We start from the raw sequence: 19,796 nt of genomic DNA, 5'->3' as shown, positions 1-19,796 counted from the left end.
TCAGGTTGCTTGGGTATATACTCACCCGCCGTAATAGAGGTAAGTTATGACACAGAGCTACACACTCTCACTCGCGCACATTAATGACACCCATTCGAATTTTGAACCCTGCCGCGTCCAATTTAGCCTTAACATAGGTCAACATAAGCTAGATGTGACCAGCCATAGCGGTGGTTATGCCCGCATCGGCCATCACATCACAAAAGCGCGTCACACCGCTGCACAAACCAATACGCCTTTTATTTTCCTGCATGGTGGTGACAGCTTCCAGGGCACGCTGTATTTCAGCCATTTTAAAGGTAAGGCCAACGCCCACTTACTCAATCTGTTGGCACCTGATGCTATGGTCATTGGCAACCACGATATCGATGAAGGTAACGCCAGACTTGCCGAGTTTGCCAAGCAAATTGATTTCCCATTGCTTGCGGGCAATATGGATTTAAGCCAAGAGGATCTAAACAAACCCGGTTGTCTGCGGGGTTTGCCTAATATCTTGGATTATGATCATGAGCAAAAACACGCGAAATACCTGCTTAAGCCCTTCCACGATAAGACATTAGCCATTGTCGGTATTACCTTAGATCAGATGAAAGAGATCGCTCGTCCCGATCCCGACACCCATTTTGTCGATGCTATCGCCACTACCGCGCACACGGTTGAGCACCTTAAAAATCAAGGTATTAAGCATATTATCGTGCTCAGCCACTTAGGCTTAGATCAGGATAAACGCCTCGCGGCCGAAGTCGATGGTATTAGCCTTATCGTCGGCGGTCACACGCATACACTACAGGGGGATTTTCGCGCCTTAGGTTTGAGCAACCTGCCCTACGGTGAAGTTATTAATAACACGCCCATAGTGCATGCGGGTAAATATGCCGAAGTCGTCGGCTTGGCCGAGGTAGTATTTGACGCTGAAGGTAAAATGCTGAATTTAAAGGGCGGCAACTACTTCATGCTAGATCAACACTTTATCTTAAGTGCTAACACGGCCGTCGATAACCAAGATTACCAAGCTGTGCGCCAGCAGCTTAATCAGCATCCGAATATCTTTTGGGATGATGCCGATGCCGATATCGATGGCGTGATCCGAGATATCTACAAACCGGCTATCGCAGAGATGGAAAACAAAGTGTTAGCACTGGTGCCGAAGAACTTAGTCCATACCCGCTTACCCTCTAAAGCCCTGCCCCACGGCAGTGAAATAGCACCTTGGGTGAGTCGCAGCATGTTCCAAGAAGCCAAACTGGTCGACCCAAGAGTGAACTTTGCTCTGCATAATGCTGGCGGTGTGCGCCAATCGGTGGCCCAAGGACAATTGACACTAGCCGATGTGATGGGGCAATTACTCCCCTTCGAATTACCATTAGTTAAGTATGAAATTCAAGGTCAATTCCTCTATCAAGCGCTCGAATCGGCGATTAACGCGGCGACCAACAACAGCGTCCGTGGCACAGGCGCGGGTAGTTTCCCCTACACCTACGGCCTACGGTATTACTACGATGGGCGACGCCCACTGGGTGAGCGTTTATTTAGATTGGAGATGATGCAGCAGGACAGCCAATCACTATGGTACCCCGTTGAACCTGAGTCACTTTACGTAGGAGTTTCAACATCTTATACCGCCGCTGGTAAAGAAGGTTATTCTCCATTGCTGCAAGCCCGCTGGCAGGAGTCGATGGAGTCACTGACTTTGCCACAGGCCTTTATTCGATTCTTGAATCGCTCACCGAATCTGTCTGATTTATTGTCACAGCATGTGCATTACACCAGCCACAGCCAACGTATAGGTTAGGCGCTATGCTCCCCATGGCGTAAACATTAATGCTGTGAGGAGCAAAGTGAGTGGCAACTTACAAAGCACTAAACAAACCTGAGCTTAAAATTGCCAATCACATTGCGGTAAACGCGCAGTAAACCAATCCTGCGCCTTGCCTTCAGCATATTTACGCCATGCCATAAACACAGCTTGCGTTGGGCGCGGCATTTCCACATGACAAGCCACTAGGCTTCCCGCCGCCAACGCATCTAAGATCAAGTGCTTTGGAATGTAACCCACACCTAATCCCAATTGCTGCGCCTTAATTTTGGTCTGCATATTCGGCACACGGATCACTTGGCGACTATCAAATAAACCACTTGATCGCTGTGCTAGGGCAGTCGAACTATCTGCTACCACAATAGAAGGAAATTGCAGCAATGCCTCGGTCGGAATTGGACCTGCATGTTGCGCCAATGGGTGCGCGGGATTTAAAGCAAATACAAACTCCAACTCCCCAATTTCAACCACATGATATTGGCCTTTGGGCAACTCCCCTGTTACGCCGATGGCGATATCGGCACGGCCAGAATAGAGCGCATCCCAGCCGCCACCTAAGGACTCTTCGCTGATATTCACAGTCACTTGCTTACCCAGCTCAGTAAACTCACCAATCAACTGCAGCAGGGGTAAATCCGGCACCACTGTATCTATAGCTAAGGTCAATGAAGACTCCCAGCCTGTCTCGAGTTGACGCACCGCCTCTTCGAGCCTTGATGTTGCCGCAAGGATTTCTCTGCCTTGGCGCAGCACAAGTTGACCGACTAAGGTCAGCTCGGCGCGCTGGCCCTTACGTTCAAATAATTTTGTGCCTAAATCGCTTTCCAGTTTCTGCACTGTGTAGGTCAGTGCCGACGGCACCCGAAACAAGGACTCGGCCGCTGCGGAAAAACTGCCTTTCTTATCAATGGCATCGAGCACGATTAATCCATCGAGATTAATAGATGGCAACATAAAAACCTCATATTCAAATTATTTGAAGTAGATATTGAAAATGTTCCGATTTTCTTTGCCAAAGGTCAAGTCTACACTGCTTAGCAATGGAGAGGTTCTGCGGAACTGCAGCCAAACTAACTTAAGACTGAGTGAACAATACCCTTAACTATTCGTTAAATAATTTGAAATGAGGAATATCCCATGAAAGCACTGATCACAAAAACACTGAAATCAGCCCCGAGTTTTGCCCCACTGGCACTGCGCATTCCTATCGGGATCATCTTAATCGCCCATGGTTCACAAAAACTGTTTGGCTGGTTTGGTGGTTACGGCTTAGAAGGCACTGGACAATGGATGGCATCGATTGGTTTGACGCCAGGTTACTTAATGGCATTGATGGCAGGTTCAAGTGAATTCTTCGGCGGCCTGTTCCTGTTGCTCGGCCTGCTGACTCGCCCAACGGCCCTCGTCTTGTCATTCACTATGGTTGTGGCGATTTTCTCGGTACATATAGGCAACGGTCTGTTCCTTGCCAATAACGGTTACGAATTTGGTCTCGCCCTATTAGCAGCCACAGTCTCATTGACGGTATCAGGTGCTGGCAAATTCGCTGTAGATAACCTATTCGCTAACCGCATCAAATAAAGGGGAAAGCAAGATGATCACATTAAGAAAAGCACAAGATCGCGGTCAAGCAGACTTAGGCTGGCTAAAGAGTCAACATACCTTCTCTTTCTCTAGCTACTATGACCCAGAGCACATGGGGATATCATCCCTAAGAGTCATCAACGATGACAGAGTGGCACCCGGCGCAGGTTTTGATACCCATGGTCATAAAGACATGGAGATAATCAGTTACGTGATATCCGGCACTATCGCTCACAAGGATAGCTTCGGCAATATCAAAACCTTACCCGCAGGAGAGTTTCAATTGATGTCCGCAGGTAAAGGCATTTACCACAGCGAGTTTAATGCCTCTAAAACCGAGCCGCTGCACTTTTTACAGATTTGGATCCGCCCAGATACTTTAGGCATAGATGCGGGCTATCAGCAAAAAGCATTTGAGCAAAGCTCACCACTGACAGCCGTGGTGACGCCAAACGGTGAAAATGGCACGCTCAAAGTGCAACAAGATGCGACCCTATATCGTTTAGTGTTGAGTGAAGGCGAAAAAGTAACGATGAGTAGAAACGCCGCTCAAGCAAATCGTCATCTGTATGTTCAATTGATTGAAGGTACGTTGGATATCAATGGCACAACACTCACGGCTGGGGATGGCGCGCATCTGACACAACTCGCGAGTATCGACTTTACTGCAACAAGCGGCCCAGTTACCGCATTAGTGTTCGACTTGTCGCCTAATGCGTAATACAAATGATTTAACAAAGCGATTAAATAATGCGGCTTCACTATTTATTAGTGATTAGCAAACTACCAAGCAAACGATTGAGTAAGTGATTAGATGCCAGCTTGATAAGCACTCACCGAGAAGCACTGCCACAAGTCATCTTTGGCAGTGTTTTTTATTGGCGCTTCTATGGCGATGTTATAAAGCAGTGCTAACGGCTTCGTTTAGCTACCAGAACAGCCCTTGATAAGCTGAGTTAGAGGACGAGCGTCATGCTGAAGTTAACCAATACTTGAGCTTGGCCCTGTGCTTTATCCGTCGCATTCAAAAAACGCTTATGTTCATTACGACGAATACTGCGAAATCCCTGTTTCTCAAAAAAAGGTCGCGCGAGATAGGATGCTTCAACCGTTAATCGTTTCAGCGCTAAGATTTTAACTTCTTCAAACAACGCAAAATACAAAGAGGTAGCCACCCCAGAACGGGCATATTCTGGATGAACAAACAAGCATTCCACTTCGGCAGCGGCTTCAACATCGCTGTCGGCGCCTATCTTAAGATTGATAAAACCAACCAGCATATTATCGGTTTCGGCAACCCAAATAGTGGTTCCCTGTAAGCGTTCAAGCCAATAACTCTCGCTGCGGGTCTCACCTTCAATATAAGCCCATGCAGAGCGCTCGGCGAAGGAGTAAAACTCACCAGAACCTTGCATTACACTCGCCTCAAAGATTGCCGCCAACTGCGAGACATCCGATGGCGTAAATAGTCGAATCTTCATTCTCTGCCCTCCATCTTGAATTGTTAATCGCTTAAGATTAACCGAATTCTAATTTAAGCTAAACAGTGCTGATTTAGTTAAATAGTGTCACTAAACGGCGTTAAGCTAATGTTTTACTGTGGAATACCTTACATCACTTTCTAGCTGAAACCATAGTAAACGCGCGTTAAATATTCTTTCCTATATTCTTTTCCATATAGAAACCGGGGATCACTTGCCCAAGTTTTTGCTGATAACTGCGCTGTATTTGAATAAATCCCATCCGAGTAAACAACCCTTTAGAGAGATAAGATGCGTCCAAGCTCAAGCGCACATAGCCTTGTGCCTTAGCCCAAGCTTCTAAAACAAGATAAGCGTGCTCACCTAATCCCTGACCTTGATAATCTGGATGTATATATAAGCTATCTAAGTAACCTTGACGGGGGAAATGGGTTTCGACATTGATAAAACCGCAACAAACTGAAGAAGCAGTCGCTTCATCTATGGCTAAAACCACCCACGCCTTCGAGCGGCTTAACCGTAAATGCCAATGTTTAGCCGATCTTGGCGCCGCAGACCAAGCCATAAGCTGCGTCTGCGAATAACGAACATGGGTAATGCTGTGCACGCAAAGATGAAATAACTCACTCACTTCCCGTGCATAACATGACTGATAATGCTGGATCTCGAACTGTTCAAACGCCATCACTTGAGTGATCCCCTGCTGAGTAATAACGGCTAGAAAAATAGCCGCTATTTTGCCGCCTTTGTCCCCATCGAGATAGTCACAAACTCAGATTTAGCGGCATTGAACGCTAAAAACAAAAACGGCCTCGAAAGTATCGAAGCCGTTGAATTACAGAGGCGCTCAGGTTAGCGCACTCGATACTGCTGACTATTTCTTATCGATTTGGCCAACAAATAACAGTTTATCAAAGGTGCGGTTCAAGGTTTTGCTGGTGAATTCGTTCATCCACATTTGCTCAACCACAGCCACTTTATCGCCTTTGCTCACTTCAGTTTGAGGACCCGCGGCCCAAAAAGTGGTATCAGCTTCTTTAATCTGTACGTAGGTGTAACCACCACCGTTCATCGTATCAACAACAGTACCTTCGTGGGTGACACCCTGAGCCCAAGCACTTGACATGCCTAACGCTAAAGTCGCTACTGCCGCTAATTTTACCCATTTTGCCATCATGCCTGCGTTCCTTTTGTTTTGCTAATATGCTGCATTAAAGCACGCTAAAAACAATAAATCGCTAATCTCTATCACGAAATACAACACTTATCGCAAAAGCAGTATTTTTCTTAAAAGAAGGGAACTCATTTCAACAGCGGTTTTAGCATGCCTTCTAAGCCATTAAGTTTGATTTCGTACATTAGGGCTAATTGCTCACCAAGTTTCCCTTGAGGAAAACCTTGCTTATGAAACCACACCAGATAAGGTTCGGGTAATTCGAGCAACTTACGTCCAGCGTACTTACCAAAGGGCATTTTTTGATTAACAGCATCAATAAGGAGTTGCTGATCCATAGGTTGTTATCTCATACAGAACGTCACGATAATCCTACGGATGCTACAACATAAGCGAACAAATGTCGCCGTTAACTCACGCAAAAGTGACTATATACCCAAGGGCTAAAATACGCGCTAGCTAACACCTAAAAGGCATTCTAACACGAATATTAAGCGATAATTTTTAACAAATTAGGCCCTAAATTAGCGCAGGGAGCATACTGAAAACCATATTCACTACATAAACGCTCATGCTCACCATGGGCGGTCATACTGACACAAGTTCCCGCACTCGCATGGTCATCAACAAAGGCCATCACCCGCTCAAGTATTATCTTTGCTAGCCCATAGGATTGGTATTCGGGTAAGACAATAAAATCTTCAATCATCAAATGCCCGGGCTTGTTGCCATAAACACACGCCGTTGCCAATAGATTAGACTTAGCGGCCCCAGCGCCTGCATGTTCCAATTCAGTCTTGTCACTTAATCGAATAGAGACCCAGAACAATGCCTGTACATCCGCAAGTTCAACGCCAATAGAAGGGAGGCCAACTGTGGCCCGCAGATTAAGTAGTTCATGAAATAACGGTGCAGTTTCAACGAGTTCAAACTTAATAGGCATAATAGTTTTGATATCCATTTGGCATCCCTTCTCCATGGTTGAAATTTCAAGCGATTTAGACGTCAGTCTATAGAGATGATAAAGCCAGCATTTGGCAGTTTGATGACAAGTGCCTCACCAAACAAGACCACTTTCGACTGAGAAGCTGATAATTTACTTAGATCAGTTAATAACATTTAGAAATATAAAATTAACATTTGTACCGAGGAAGAAATAAAAAACTACACCCTAAGTCCTATGCACAGTTACCGAACACCACAAACAAACCTTTTAGCTGACGGATAACAGATAAAACAATGTAAAACCAATAAGATAAAAAAACATTTTTATAAATCCCTCGTCTCATCTTTTTTGTCAAATTAACGGCATATGACCAGATACTGACAAAAAAACGCCTACGACAATTTAATTAAAAAACGTCAAAAAATCAGCCAATTGACCGAGATTAACATTAGGCTTACATTCGATTTCGGACATCAATGCGGATAGCTCCAAACACATCAACTCGCTGCACAAGGGTCATCAAAAGAATTAAGGAATGCGTCATGATAGTCTTAATCGGTGGAGAAAAAGGCGGCAGCGGTAAAAGTTGCTTGGCCCAAAATATAGCTGTATTTCTAACTACAGAATGTAGCGCCTCGGTCATTATGGTGGACTGCGATCCCCAGCGCACTACCTCTGATTGGATCCATGCAAGAAACAACAATCCGCAACTTGCCAGCATCAATTGCGTGCAGCTTTACGGTAAGATCCGTAATGACTTACTCAGTCTTGAGCAACACTATGATGTAGTCATAGTCGACTGCGGTGGGCAAGATAACCTAGCACTACGAGCAACCATGTCAGTCGCCTCTTACATTTTAATGCCCTTAAGACCTAAGCGCCGCGATTTAAAAACCGTATGTCACATGGACGATATAGTCGCGACGTGTAAGATGATTAATCCCAAGTTACGGGCTTCTTTTGTGATCACCCAATGTCCAAGTCTACCCAATCAAGCTAACCGAATTTTGGAGGCCAAAGAAGTCTGTAAAACCTATGACATCCATGTCCTTGACGCAATAACATATTGCCGCAATGTTTATGATGACAGTGAAGAATCAGGATTATCGGTAATTGAAATCGAGCCCATAGGAAAAGCAGCCGAAGAAATTCGAACTATCGCCTGCGAACTATTCCAAGTCGATTGTGCTACCAGCTTAGCCAATCTCCTACATCCCGCGATACACGCTCAGGGGGTGAGTCAAATGCATCATCATTTGACCCATCAAACTCAATCCACTCACACGACTACTCAACGAAGGGGGCAAAATGGGACTCAGCGATCTCAAGAAAAACGCTATGTCATCTAGCAGCTTACAGCACTCGCTTTCGTTAGATGAGTTTATTGAAGCGGCAAACTTGTACGCAATGGGACAAAGTCTGAATAAGCTAAAAAGCAATCTAGATCATAAAGCAGATGCAACTGTCACAAAAACCACAGACACAACTGACATGGCGCGGAGCCATTCCAATGTGTTGAGCTTGCACAAACAAAGCCTAGAAACAGACGTATTATTCCCCGCAAAAGTAGAAACTAAAACACACTATCGCAAAGCAACATTTTCCCTCAGTGAAGCGGCTATAACCCATCTTGCTACACTGGCAGAAGAAAGCAGTATATCCAAATCAAAGCTGCTCCGACTCTTGATTGAACAACACTTCGACCTACCTATTGCCTTGAGGCAATTACGAGAACAACAACGCCAACACCGTTAACGATTCACACTACTCCCACCCTTTTCCGGTAACTTAGCTAAGATCGAGTTACCGGCTTTTTGCTCAAAAAGTAAAAAACACAATAAAAACCATCATAAAATCGCGGCATAAGTTCTGATCCCACCTATCCTTAAATATACACAATGCTGAATTAATGATATTAACTCAGAGTCAATGCGTAACATTAAGGTGTTATTTTTGTTAAACCGGATCAGATTTATTTTTCTTTGTTTAACCGCAGCGATAATGATGCCCTGTTACGCAGAATTTTCATTGGCACAAATCCCGCCGCTAACAAACAAAACACCTATCACTTTGGTCGCTGAAAAAGGATTTTGGACCGACTATTTAACCCAAGAAATGTTGCCTAAATTCACCGCAAAAACCGGCGTAAAAGTGCAAGTGGTCAGTACTGAATTAGAGGATATGTTTAACTTACAGACCCAGAATTTACTTCAAGGTTCAGGCAAATACGATTTACTCACAATGGAAGCGGGCTGGGCTAAAGAATGGGCTGCCAATGGTTATACAGTGCCCTTAATTGAACTCGCTAAACTTTACGATCCCGATGGCGAAAAGGCCATGGAGAAATACCTAGAACCCTATTACCCATCGCTACTTAACATCTTGTCCTATCAAGGTGAAATCCATGCTATTCCCTATAACAATTATGTTATGGGAAATCATTATCGAGCAGATCTCTTTGATAATAAAACTGAAAAAGCTCATTTTCTGCGTCAGTTTGGCTATCCACTCGCACCAGCAAAAACCTTAACAGAGTTACGAGATCAAGCTCAGTTCTTCACTCGTAAAGCAGGCACTACATTGGCGGATAAAATACTGACTCATGACTTTTACGGTCTAGCGCTAATGTCGGGTGATAAGCCCCATATTAACGATGAATTCTCTAGCATGATTTGGAGCTTAGGGGGCACTTGGATGCAGCCCGTCTATAACAGCCAGAAACAGATCTCCCATTTTGAAGTGCCTACCATCAACCATGAAGCCATTGAAGCGGCCAAGCAATATCGCGAATTAATGCCCTATGCCGTTCCCGCTAACGAGCAGTTTGCTTTCAATGAAACAGCTAATGCTATTGCGACAGGTCAAGCGGCAATGTGGCCTTTTGCCTACAATAATCTGTGGTATAAATCCTTTAAAGTTGAACAGAACATTCTCGGCGCGCGTCTAGCCGTAAGCCAAGTGCCTGGAGGTTATCCCTACAATGGCGCTTATGCCTTTGCCGTTAGCTACGACAGCAAAAACCCTCAAGCTGCCTATTGGCTGCTCAAATATATGGGCACCTATGAGGCACAACATGCCTATGCTATGGGGGGGGGTAATCCCTGTCGTATGGATGTAGTAACAGCCCCAGAATTTAAAGATGAATCTTTAAGAGGCATAGCAGGCGCATTTGAGGCAAGCCACATAGCCAATATGTTTTGGTCTACTAAGGTCTTATCCTTTGGGCATTTCACCAGTACTGCCATGGGACAAATTTACCCTGAACTCAGCCACGCCTGTTTTAGCGCAAGCCGCAGACCCGCTAACAGTGAAGATATTTTCATTAAATTAAGTGCAGAGATAAAACACCTCCAAAATACCTATGGAGAGGTACCTGCTATTGACAAAGAAAATAATGCCAAGCACTAAACCACTGAAAAGTTTGAAACAAAAAATAACCTCAGCCTTCTATATCATAGTGGGCATGGCGCTATTAAATGGTGTTGTCGCCATACTACTGTCACAGCAACTCAAATCAGAAATTGAACACTTAGTCGGGGTAGATGTGGTAAAAGTCACCACTGCGCTGCAACTGGCAAAAAACAGTGAAAAACTACAAATCATTACTGCACGCTTAAATAATTATTATGATGAAAAACAAAGAACTAGCCTGTTAGACGAACTTTCCGCACAATGGGAATTACTCATCAATGACTCACGACTACTGGCCTCAATAGAAACTTCTACTGTCAATAAGCAAGAATTAAATTACGCCTTAGATACTCAACTGTATTACTTACAACAACTGCCATTACTCAACACGTTAACCGATACTGCCTTACAAGCCAATTCACAGGCAGCCAATATTCAAGCCAACTTAACGTCAATGGCGTCGGGATTTAGCGATGAAATGCAAACCCAATTTCAGCGTATTAATACGGACTCCGAACGTCAGCTTAAGCTGAAAAACGTTGACCAGATTGCTTTAAATATCAATACCAATTATCAGCTATCTTTATTTAGTCATCTAGGAGAACACTTATTTACCCAGTTAACTCAAGTGAATATCATCGACAATCTGGTTGAACTAAACCAAACCCAAAGAGATGCTATGCGACTACTGTTAAGCATGGAGGCTATGCTTAACAGTATTGGTGGCGATAAAAACTTATATTTGAATTTGTTATCACAAATAAAACAGACCATGGTCGGTGAAGACAACCTCTTTGAACTTTCTCGCAAAGCAATTAGAAGCACTCATATCGCCAATGCGCATTTAGAATACCAAGCTGATGCCGCACAAATCGTTGCGACCTATACGCAGGATCTCGTTAACCAAGTTGAAAATGAAATTCAGCAAACAGGCCGCGAACTTAAAAACGATAGCACCGCATTTATCGTATTGATTTTCTGCAGTGGCATCTTATATTGCTTCTTCATCTGGCTCACCAGTTGGCACTTTATCACTAAGGGAATCATCAAGCCTGTCATGGCGACTCGAGATGCTATGAATGCCATTGCCAATGAAAAACTCGACGCCAGAATGCCTGTCACTGATAACTTAGAGCTCCAGCAAATGGTGAGCTCCTTAGAGACATTAAAAAGCTATGCAGCTCAGGTTAAAGGCATGGCCGAAACCGACGGATTAACTGGCTGCTATAATCGCCGCTATTTAGATTTACAACTCCAAAAAGAATTAGAGTATGCAAGGGACCACAACATGCCCCTAGGTATAATTCTGTTTGATATTGATAATTTTAAACAATTTAACGACAGGTATGGTCATGTCGCAGGTGATCAATGTCTTAAGAAAATCGTGAATGCCACCAAATCGATCTTGAAACAACCCACTTACATGCTTGCCCGCTATGGCGGAGAGGAGTTCATGATAGTACTGCCATCGAGCAATCTCGAGGAGGCATATCATTTTGCTGAAGTATTACGCAATAAAATCATCAGTTTAAAAATACCACATGAAGACTCCCCCCATGACGGCATACTGACCATCAGCGCTGGTATTACTTGCTGGGAGCGATCACAACCTATGGATACGAATAGCTTAATTAATCAAGCTGATGAGGCTCTCTATCACGCCAAACTAACAGGTCGCAATCGTACAGAGACACGACTAAACCAACCAGTTCGCTATTCCTAACCATAAAATGCGGCGACTGTTCAGTTTCTTTTTTCACCAGAGGATTGAGTTACGCTGACTTCCCCCCCATTAGCTAATACTAAGTTAATCAGGATAAAGTCAGGGAAGTATGCTCGCTATTGTTATCACGCTTATCCTAGGAATTGGCGCAATTACCTGGCTACTGTCGAGTCGTTGGCGCAAGACCTTACATCGTCGACGAGTCACGATGAAACCTTTTCCAAAAGAATGGCGCAGCATTCTCAAAAAAAGACTGCCTTACTTCCATGCTCTACCCGCAGATCTACAACTGCAACTCAAACGGCATATCCAAATTTTCATCGATGAAAAAGTCTTTATCGGCTGCGATAATTTTGAGATCACGGATGAAGTAAGAGTCACAATCGCGGCCCAAGCCTGTCTACTGCTACTCAATCGTAAAACCGACTTTTACCCCAAACTGAAACAGATTTTGGTCTATCCCGATGCCTTTATCGTCAATAATCAACATAAAGACATTAGCGGTATCGTGTGGGAACAACGCAATGTGCTAGCAGGGGAATCATGGGAATACGGTAAAGTTGTGCTCTCATGGAGAAATACTCTAGACGGCGCCGCCGATCCCCATGATGGTAATAATGTCGTAATCCATGAGTTTGCCCATCAGCTCGATCAAGAAGATGGCCAAGCCAATGGCGCACCCATTCTGCAGCATTTTGCCGACTACAGCACTTGGTCTGAAGTGCTAAATAGGGAATTTACCCAATTACAACACAGTGCAAATTTTGGCACGCCCTCATTATTTAATTATTATGGTGCGACTAATCCCGCTGAGTTTTTTGCCGTCATCACCGAAGTCTTTTTTGAGAAACCAGAGGATTTTTACCAACAACACCCAGACTTGTATCGTGAACTGAGCCGCTTTTATCAACTCGATCCGATAAACTGGCATTAACCCATAAGAGTAGAGGCACGCAAATGCTCAAAGACACTCATGCATTCTCAGTTAAAGGTTCCAATATTAATCGCGCTACCTTGGGGTTACTGCTCAGCGCGTTAATGCTTGGCGGCCTTAATGTAAGCGTACAGGCACAGGACTCGCCAACACAAAGCGCTCAAACGACTTCGAATCCTGATCAACAAGCGGCGGCTCACGTATTAGATTTACTCAACCAATATTCAAGCGATGCCAATTGGGATAAATACTTTGCCCTGTACCGAAAAGACGGCATTTTTATTGGCACGGATGCGAGTGAGCGCTGGGGAATGGCGGAATTTGAACGTTACTCCCGCCCCACAAAAGGTTGGCGCTATGATTTAACTGAGCGTCATTTAATCCAACACGGCAATGTCATATTGTTTGACGAGTTATTAAATAGTCCAGCCTATGGCGTCAGTCGAGGAACTGGCACTTTAATCAAAACCAATGGCAACTGGGAAATAGCGCAATACCATTTAAGCTTTCCCATTCCTAATGAGGTAGCCAAGCAAATAACTGCCGAGATTAAAGCCGCAAACAAACAATAGTGCAGTACTCCCAAAAATACAGTTTGAAAGAATGCAATTTCGAAAGGATACAGCTTGAAATTAAAAAAACATAAAAACAATAACTTAAGATTATTTACTATCTCAAAGACACAGTAAAACACACATTCGCCAATTGGGAGAAGTGGATGAAACTTTGAAAATCCACGTCTTCAAATGCCCTTTCCGAAGGGCCCCTATCCGCATAATAAAACCCGATCACTTTACTATCGACTAATAACGGTGCTAATAAAAAGCCTTGACGTGACACATGTTGCGCTTGTAATTCTTTACACTGCTCTTGCCATTTCTTAGAGCTAGGATCATCTACCCAAAGCGGTAACTTATGCTCCATCGCTTGGTAAAATAATCCCCGCCTATCGCTCAAATCGATAATAAACTCTTGCTTAATGGCATCTGCATCACGACCTAATATCACCCTAGGTTGAAGTTGTTTACGGCTTGGCGACAATAACAGCACGCCGCACCGGTCAACGCCAACGCCCTCAAGTATACCTTCGAGAACCGTTTGCATGATTTGGTTAAAATCGGCTTTATTAATGGCGAAGCCTGTTAATTCTCGTAGCTTAGCTAACTGAATATTCAAGTTAACTTGATAGACAGGCATATCTAACGGAATGGGAAGTGGAACAGGTTTAACTGTGACCATACGCTTAGGATCTGGTAGATAGTCTAGCAACACCTTAGCGCCATATACTTCAGCTAACTTATGGGTCGCATTCGCGCAGCGTTGCATCCGCACCATAAACTCATTTTCTTCTAGTCCAGTAAAACTCGCCGCTTGCGTGATACGTTTCCCTAATTCCTGCTTATCAAGATTAGGCTGAGATAAAATATCGCAGAGCTTATCCGCAATAAAAATAGACCGAATTTCAGGTCTTTGGTCTTCAGGATTATTAACTGCATGGACCAACAGTTCTCCCAATCCCCAATTGCGGGCAATACTTTGAGTTAATAGTGAAAAAGAAGTGCCGAGGGCTTCGCGGGTTATACTTCGTTCCTCTGCTGGCGTTGCACATTCACGTAGTTTTAGATCTAACTCTTCGGTGAACTCACCACCAATACTCCAAAAAGCGCTCTCACCTATGTGATACAGTAAAGAGGCTATAAAAGCTTCCTCCTGCATTTCTTCGTCATAATGGCTCAACATCATCCGTGCAATCATGGCTGCTTGAAATGCTTTAGCCATCAACTTTATTAATCTTTGATATACGTTAGGTGCCAAATTTTTACTCTCTAACAAGCTTGAGAGTAACTTGGCTGTGATACAGATATTTCGCACTGCATCGAAACCAAGCACTATAGCCGCTCGGCTGACAGTGGAGATTTGGCTACTACCTTTATGGTAAATAGCGCTATTAGCAACTCGAAGAATACGAGAGGTTAAGGCGTTATCGTGCATCACGCTACGCCCGAGTAATGCGAGAGAGGAAACGTCATCCTTGGCGAGCTTTTCTAGCGATTTAACAGTCGAACACAGTGCTGGCATTTCCAATTCACTGATCCGATTTGTCCAATAATCGACCCCTTTATTAGTCTTGTTATTAGGCTTCAACCTAAAGTTACCTTAGCGATATAATCTTGTTGTTTTTAGTATAGATAAACGCAAACATTTCGCCTGTTGTCTAAAGCTTGTTTTAGCAAATCATTCATTAATTGCTTAATAATTCAACATTAAGCAATGCCTGCCTATAAAAATGCCCAAGACAAAGCTCGGGCATTTCAGTAAAACCGGAAATCAATCCACACTTAGGCTTTGAGGTACTGCTTAACAACACGCAACACTTTATCTATATCCTGACGGCTCACATCTTTGTGAGTCACAAGTCGAATCGTGCGCCCAGGGCTTATCAGAATGCCTTCCGCTCGACAGTGTTTCGCCAATAAATCCGCATCAACTTGAGGCGCTAATTTGGCAAATAACATATTGGTTTGTACTGCGGCTAAATCGACGTCGAACTCACTCAGCTCGGCCAACTGACGAGCCAAATACGCCGCATTGTCATGATCTTCACTCAGTCGTTGCACTTGCTCAGTTAAAGCAAGCTTACCTGCCGCTGCAAGTATCCCAGCTTGACGCATACCGCCACCAAGCATTTTACGCCAACGAATGGCTTTCTTAATCAAGCGTTCATCACCTAAGAGTAATGAGCCGACTGGCGCACATAATCCTTTGGATAAACAAATCGACACTGAATCAAAGTGCGCCGTGATATCACTTATTGCAATATTCTGCGCAACCGCAGCATTGGCAACTCGCGCACCATCTAAATGAATTTTTAATCCGCGATTAAAGGCTAATGTCTGCGCATCCGCCAAATAGCTTTGCGGGAGAACCTTACCGCCAATCGTATTCTCTAAACTAAGCAAACGAGTACGAGCAAAATGGATATCATCAGGCTTAATTGCGGCTTCAATGTCAGCTAATGCAATAGTGCCATCTAATTGATTCATTAAAGGTTGAGGTTGAATGCTGCCTAGGACAGCAGCGCCGCCGCCCTCGAACTTATAATTGTGAGCCTGCTGACCGCACAGGTACTCATCTCCACGATCACAATGGGCCATCAAAGCCAATAAATTTGCTTGAGTACCCGAACAGGTAAATAATGCACTTTCAAAGCCAAACATCTCCGCAGCCATATCCTGCAAACTATTTACCGTAGGGTCATCACCGTAAACATCATCACCCACTTCGGCTCTGGACATGGCTAACCGCATGGCTGCTGTTGGCTGGGTAACAGTATCACTGCGTAAATCTATCATCTTGTCCTCAACTTAAAGTTTGGTTGGCGCATAATGGGCTCAAGACTCTAGCGCTAAAGGCTTATTTTGTATAGTTTATCGTCATACTTGTCGACAAATTTACCGATGTAGAACCTCGCATATACTTGAAGCAAGTATCGACATACTGACATCTACTAATAAAAACATAAATATACTCAAGATCTTGCCGATATCTATCTGTCGATGTATAGACGCTTGTACGCGTTTAGCTTGGCGAAAAGAGTCTTACTCGTTAGAATGCCACACTAAGATGGTCATGCTACAACAATGCGATCGCTTTAGTAATTTTGACTAATACTTATCGTTCAATAGGTGATTTGTAGTGAAAAACTCCCAATCTCGATGGATTCAGCTAGCGCTTTTGCTATTAAGTTTAAGCCTAACATCACAGGTATTTGCTTGGTCTGACACTGACCGAGATGGAGTGCCAGATATCAAAGATGCCTGTCCTAACACGGAGCCAAATACACCTGTTATGGCTAATGGTTGTGTGGAAGAAATCGCTGTGGAAATGACTGCATCACCAGTTTGCGATATGAGTCATTCAAATGCTGAGTTAAACACAGATTGTCATAATATTTCTGCAGCTATGGTGTATTTTGAATTTGCCATTGCCGAGGTTGACTTTTCTCAATGGAAAACTTTAGCCTTAGTAAAAGCATTCTTAGAAACAAATGATGCTGAATTAACCTTAGTGGGCCACACAGATATCGTTGGTACACCAGAGTTTAATTATCAACTATCACTTCAGCGAGCTCAAAATGTAAAACGTATTTTGGTTGAAGATTATGGCTTTAATCCAAATCGCTTTACCGTAATGGGTAAAGGTATATCTGAACCTGTAGCGGACAACCGTTCTAGCGAAGGGCGCAGTTTAAATCGACGAGTAGAATTTATCGTCAATAATAAATAGTTTTTGTTAGCGTATATTTAGGGAGTTATTCAATGGAAAACCTCGAAGGTTTATTAAAGCAAGCACCAGATCTGATTGTGACTTATGGCTTAAAAACATTATTCGCCATTATCATCTTCTTTGTTGGTAAATACTTTGCGGGCGTAGCACAGAAGCTTGTTCGTAAATTACTGAACAGCCGTAAAGTTGATCCGACAGTCGTTTCATTTGTCGCAAATCTCGCTTGGGCAGTGGTATTTGTTTTCGCGGTTATTGCCACGTTAGGCCAAATTGGTGTACAAACCGCATCACTGGTAGCCGTTATCGGTGCTGCAGGTTTAGCAATAGGCTTAGCGCTACAAGGTTCTCTGTCTAATTTTGCATCGGGTGTATTAATGGTGTTATTCCGCCCTTGCCGCGTAGGTGACTATATTGAAGCTGCAGGTATCGCCGGCACTGTTGATGAAATAACCATATTCTCAACCAAGCTTCGCACTCCTGATAATAAAGTTATCGTAGCGCCAAACTCATCTATCATGAATGGCACTATCACTAACTACTCAGCAATGGATAGTCGTCGTATCGATTTAGTGATTGGTGTATCTTATTCCGCCGATATTGCACTCACTAAAAAAGTATTGACCGATATTTTAGATAACAACCAGTATGTGTTAAAAGATCCAGCATATACAGTTGGACTTTCTGAATTGGCTAGCTCTTCAATCAATTTCGTGGTTCGTCCTTGGGTAAAAACATCTGATTATTGGACTGCACGTTTCCAACTGCTTGAGCAAATAAAAAATGCATTAGACGCTGCAGATATAGGTATTCCATTCCCACAAATGGATATCCATGTCAAAGAATTACCGCTAAGCAAATAACAATTAGTGGATAATAAAGGTCGGTAATTACCGGCCTTTTTTTATGGTTCTACGCATCATTTTAGCGTACCTTAATGGACAGATATTAGCGAAGGCACAGATATTCATGTGTGAGGAAATCCAATGCAAAAATATGTTTCATTTTTAGCCGCAAGCTGTATTTATAGCCTAGTTCTGATGAGTCCCAATACACTCGCCAGTGAGAAAACACAGGTTTTAATGGGTGAAAAAACAGTCACATTAGAAGGGAAAAGACCAAAATTGTCGCAAATGGCGCCGGGGTTTAAAGTCGTTGATGAGCATTTCACGCCAGTGATGCTAAGTGATTTTAAGGGTAAAACTGTACTGATAAGTGCCGTGCCAAGCCTAGATACAGGTGTTTGCGCACTGCAGACGAAGCGCTTCAACAGCGAAGTTGGCCATTTTTCCGATGACGTCATCATGCTAACGATCAGTACCGATTTACCCTTCGCACAGAAGCGTTTCTGTAAAGTGGAAAACGTAGATAAAATCAAAGTGCTATCAGATAGCGTGTGGCGTGATTTTGGTGAAAAGTATGGTTTGTTAATTCAAGATTACGGCTTGCTGGCTAGAGCCATTTTCATCATAGATGCAGAAGGTAAGCTCCAATACCAAGAGTTAGTACCAAACATCACAGAGCATCCTAACTATGATGCTGCCCTTGAAGCCTTGAAAACCCTGCAAGCCCAGCAGTAATTCACCGCTAAAAAACAGGGCAGCCTTAGCTGCCCTTTTGTTTAACGGTTCTATTTCTACGATTTGGTTTTACGATTTAATGTGTATGCTGATCGCCACTGGATTGGTAGTCAAAGGTTGGCATAGACCAATGATATCGCAGCGCCAACATCCGTAAGCTAAAACCAACGCTTAGACAAATAACCAGATTAATCCATTCCGTTAACTGATAGGCTTTTAAGACGATATACAAACCTGCCGTCAGTAATGAAATCACCGCATAGAGTTCTTTTTTAAAAATCAAAGGCACTTGGTTACACAGAATATCGCGGATAACGCCACCAAAGACACCAGTGACCAATCCCATGACTACGGCAATTGTTGGGCTAAATCCCAGCATTAACGTCTTTTGTGCGCCCACGATGGAGAATACGGCTAAACCTAAGGCATCAATAGCCAAAAATAACTTAGACAGATAACGCATCACAGGGGCGATAGCGACTGTGAGCAAAGAAGCGAATGCAATCGCAATAAGGTAATGCACATGCTCAACCCAAATTAAGGGGTAATTTCCGAGCATCATATCCCTTAGTGTGCCGCCACCAATTGCCGTTGCGCAGCCAATGATCACCACACCAAACAAATCCATCTGCTTGCGGCCAGCCGCCAGAGCGCCCGTCATCGCCTCGGCAATAATCCCAATCAGCCAAAGTAATCCAATAATCTGCGTCTCATGCATCTTTGCTACTACCAACAACTCAAAGAATTGATTCTGCCTGATAACCGCTCAGTTCTATAATGATTTTATTTTGAATTCATCATTAGAAAAATTAATTCATCATCTTATTAATAATCTGATGCAGACTCCTATTACATTATTAAGT

21 protein-coding genes are annotated in these 19,796 nt (G+C 43.6%); 12 read left to right on the top strand and 9 right to left on the bottom strand.

Features of this window, described 5'->3' with window-relative positions; all coding sequences use genetic code 11:
• The first annotated feature begins 46 nt into the window (after positions 1-46).
• Positions 47-1,792, top strand: coding sequence for a bifunctional UDP-sugar hydrolase/5'-nucleotidase (locus CKQ84_RS15090; RefSeq protein ID WP_105251892.1), 1,746 nt, complete (start codon positions 47-49; stop codon positions 1,790-1,792).
• An 84-nt stretch (positions 1,793-1,876) separates the two neighbouring features.
• Here the strand turns inward: CKQ84_RS15090 and CKQ84_RS15085 are convergent, their stop codons facing one another.
• The gene (locus CKQ84_RS15085) at positions 1,877-2,770 is read right to left on the bottom strand and encodes a LysR substrate-binding domain-containing protein (protein ID WP_105251891.1); all 894 of its coding nucleotides are present in this window, start codon (positions 2,768-2,770) and stop codon (positions 1,877-1,879) included.
• 183 nt (positions 2,771-2,953) lie between these two features.
• Here CKQ84_RS15085 and CKQ84_RS15080 point away from each other — a divergent pair, with 183 nt between their 5' ends.
• Both CKQ84_RS15080 and CKQ84_RS15075 read left to right on the top strand, forming a co-directional pair.
• Positions 2,954-3,397, top strand: coding sequence for a DoxX family protein (locus tag CKQ84_RS15080; protein WP_028761260.1), 444 nt, complete (start codon positions 2,954-2,956; stop codon positions 3,395-3,397).
• Between the two features lie 13 nt (positions 3,398-3,410).
• Positions 3,411-4,121 carry a pirin family protein gene (locus tag CKQ84_RS15075; RefSeq protein ID WP_105251890.1) on the top strand — a complete coding sequence of 237 codons (711 nt, stop codon included), beginning with the start codon at positions 3,411-3,413 and terminating at the stop codon, positions 4,119-4,121.
• 235 nt (positions 4,122-4,356) lie between these two features.
• Here CKQ84_RS15075 and CKQ84_RS15070 read toward each other — a convergent pair whose 3' ends face one another.
• From CKQ84_RS15070 to CKQ84_RS15050, 5 genes are all read right to left on the bottom strand, one after another.
• Positions 4,357-4,881 carry a GNAT family N-acetyltransferase gene (locus CKQ84_RS15070; RefSeq protein WP_105251889.1) on the bottom strand — a complete coding sequence of 175 codons (525 nt, stop codon included), beginning with the start codon at positions 4,879-4,881 and terminating at the stop codon, positions 4,357-4,359.
• Between the two features lie 166 nt (positions 4,882-5,047).
• Complete coding sequence (locus tag CKQ84_RS15065; protein WP_105251888.1) at positions 5,048-5,569, bottom strand: GNAT family N-acetyltransferase; 522 nt, start codon at positions 5,567-5,569, stop codon at positions 5,048-5,050.
• A gap of 186 nt (positions 5,570-5,755) precedes the next feature.
• Complete coding sequence (locus CKQ84_RS15060; protein ID WP_006082493.1) at positions 5,756-6,058, bottom strand: hypothetical protein; 303 nt, start codon at positions 6,056-6,058, stop codon at positions 5,756-5,758.
• A 125-nt stretch (positions 6,059-6,183) separates the two neighbouring features.
• Positions 6,184-6,393, bottom strand: a complete 210-nt coding sequence (locus CKQ84_RS15055) for a DUF3820 family protein (RefSeq protein WP_006082494.1) — start codon at positions 6,391-6,393, stop codon at positions 6,184-6,186.
• 152 nt (positions 6,394-6,545) lie between these two features.
• A complete protein-coding gene (locus CKQ84_RS15050) occupies positions 6,546-7,016 on the bottom strand; it encodes a GNAT family N-acetyltransferase (protein ID WP_105251887.1) in 471 nt (156 codons plus the stop codon).
• A 527-nt stretch (positions 7,017-7,543) separates the two neighbouring features.
• Between CKQ84_RS15050 and CKQ84_RS15045 the strand changes: the two genes are divergently transcribed.
• From CKQ84_RS15045 to CKQ84_RS15020, 6 genes are all read left to right on the top strand, one after another.
• Complete coding sequence (locus CKQ84_RS15045; protein WP_105251886.1) at positions 7,544-8,350, top strand: AAA family ATPase; 807 nt, start codon at positions 7,544-7,546, stop codon at positions 8,348-8,350.
• Positions 8,310-8,756 carry a CopG family transcriptional regulator gene (locus CKQ84_RS15040; RefSeq protein WP_105251885.1) on the top strand — a complete coding sequence of 149 codons (447 nt, stop codon included), beginning with the start codon at positions 8,310-8,312 and terminating at the stop codon, positions 8,754-8,756. Before CKQ84_RS15045 ends, CKQ84_RS15040 begins: the two co-directional genes overlap by 41 nt.
• 249 nt (positions 8,757-9,005) lie before the next feature.
• The gene (locus tag CKQ84_RS15035; RefSeq protein ID WP_105253084.1) at positions 9,006-10,409 is read left to right on the top strand and encodes an ABC transporter substrate-binding protein; all 1,404 of its coding nucleotides are present in this window, start codon (positions 9,006-9,008) and stop codon (positions 10,407-10,409) included.
• Positions 10,396-12,135 (top strand): GGDEF domain-containing protein, encoded by a 1,740-nt coding sequence (locus CKQ84_RS15030; RefSeq protein ID WP_105251884.1) that lies wholly within the window; start codon positions 10,396-10,398, stop codon positions 12,133-12,135. The genes CKQ84_RS15035 and CKQ84_RS15030 overlap by 14 nt, the downstream gene beginning before the upstream one ends.
• Before the next feature lie 109 nt (positions 12,136-12,244).
• Positions 12,245-13,069, top strand: coding sequence for a zinc-dependent peptidase (locus tag CKQ84_RS15025; RefSeq protein ID WP_105251883.1), 825 nt, complete (start codon positions 12,245-12,247; stop codon positions 13,067-13,069).
• Between the two features lie 23 nt (positions 13,070-13,092).
• On the top strand, positions 13,093-13,641 hold the full coding sequence (locus tag CKQ84_RS15020; protein WP_105251882.1) for a nuclear transport factor 2 family protein: 549 nt from the start codon (positions 13,093-13,095) through the stop codon (positions 13,639-13,641).
• A 97-nt stretch (positions 13,642-13,738) separates the two neighbouring features.
• Here the strand turns inward: CKQ84_RS15020 and CKQ84_RS15015 are convergent, their stop codons facing one another.
• Together CKQ84_RS15015 and ltaE are read right to left on the bottom strand one after the other, a co-directional pair.
• Entirely contained in the window at positions 13,739-15,214 is a 1,476-nt protein-coding gene (locus CKQ84_RS15015) for an HDOD domain-containing protein (RefSeq protein WP_105251881.1), read from the bottom strand.
• A 194-nt stretch (positions 15,215-15,408) separates the two neighbouring features.
• Entirely contained in the window at positions 15,409-16,422 is a 1,014-nt protein-coding gene (gene ltaE / locus CKQ84_RS15010; protein WP_105251880.1) for a low-specificity L-threonine aldolase, read from the bottom strand.
• A 343-nt stretch (positions 16,423-16,765) separates the two neighbouring features.
• On the opposite strand from ltaE, the gene CKQ84_RS15005 reads away from it, so the two are divergent.
• From CKQ84_RS15005 to tpx, 3 genes are all read left to right on the top strand, one after another.
• The gene (locus CKQ84_RS15005) at positions 16,766-17,356 is read left to right on the top strand and encodes an OmpA family protein (protein WP_105251879.1); all 591 of its coding nucleotides are present in this window, start codon (positions 16,766-16,768) and stop codon (positions 17,354-17,356) included.
• A 32-nt stretch (positions 17,357-17,388) separates the two neighbouring features.
• Entirely contained in the window at positions 17,389-18,216 is an 828-nt protein-coding gene (locus tag CKQ84_RS15000) for a mechanosensitive ion channel family protein (protein ID WP_028761273.1), read from the top strand.
• Between the two features lie 123 nt (positions 18,217-18,339).
• Positions 18,340-18,933: a thiol peroxidase gene (gene tpx / locus CKQ84_RS14995; protein WP_105251878.1), complete on the top strand. Its 594-nt coding sequence runs from the start codon at positions 18,340-18,342 to the stop codon at positions 18,931-18,933.
• A gap of 76 nt (positions 18,934-19,009) precedes the next feature.
• Here tpx and CKQ84_RS14990 read toward each other — a convergent pair whose 3' ends face one another.
• Positions 19,010-19,651: a trimeric intracellular cation channel family protein gene (locus CKQ84_RS14990; RefSeq protein ID WP_028761275.1), complete on the bottom strand. Its 642-nt coding sequence runs from the start codon at positions 19,649-19,651 to the stop codon at positions 19,010-19,012.
• Positions 19,652-19,796: the final 145 nt, after the last annotated feature.

Source organism: Shewanella sp. WE21, from assembly GCF_002966515.1.
In the GTDB taxonomy this organism is placed as follows: Bacteria; Pseudomonadota; Gammaproteobacteria; order Enterobacterales; family Shewanellaceae; genus Shewanella; species Shewanella oncorhynchi.
Note: the sequence above shows the minus strand (reverse complement) of the source record. Positions and strands in the feature narration are given on the sequence as shown.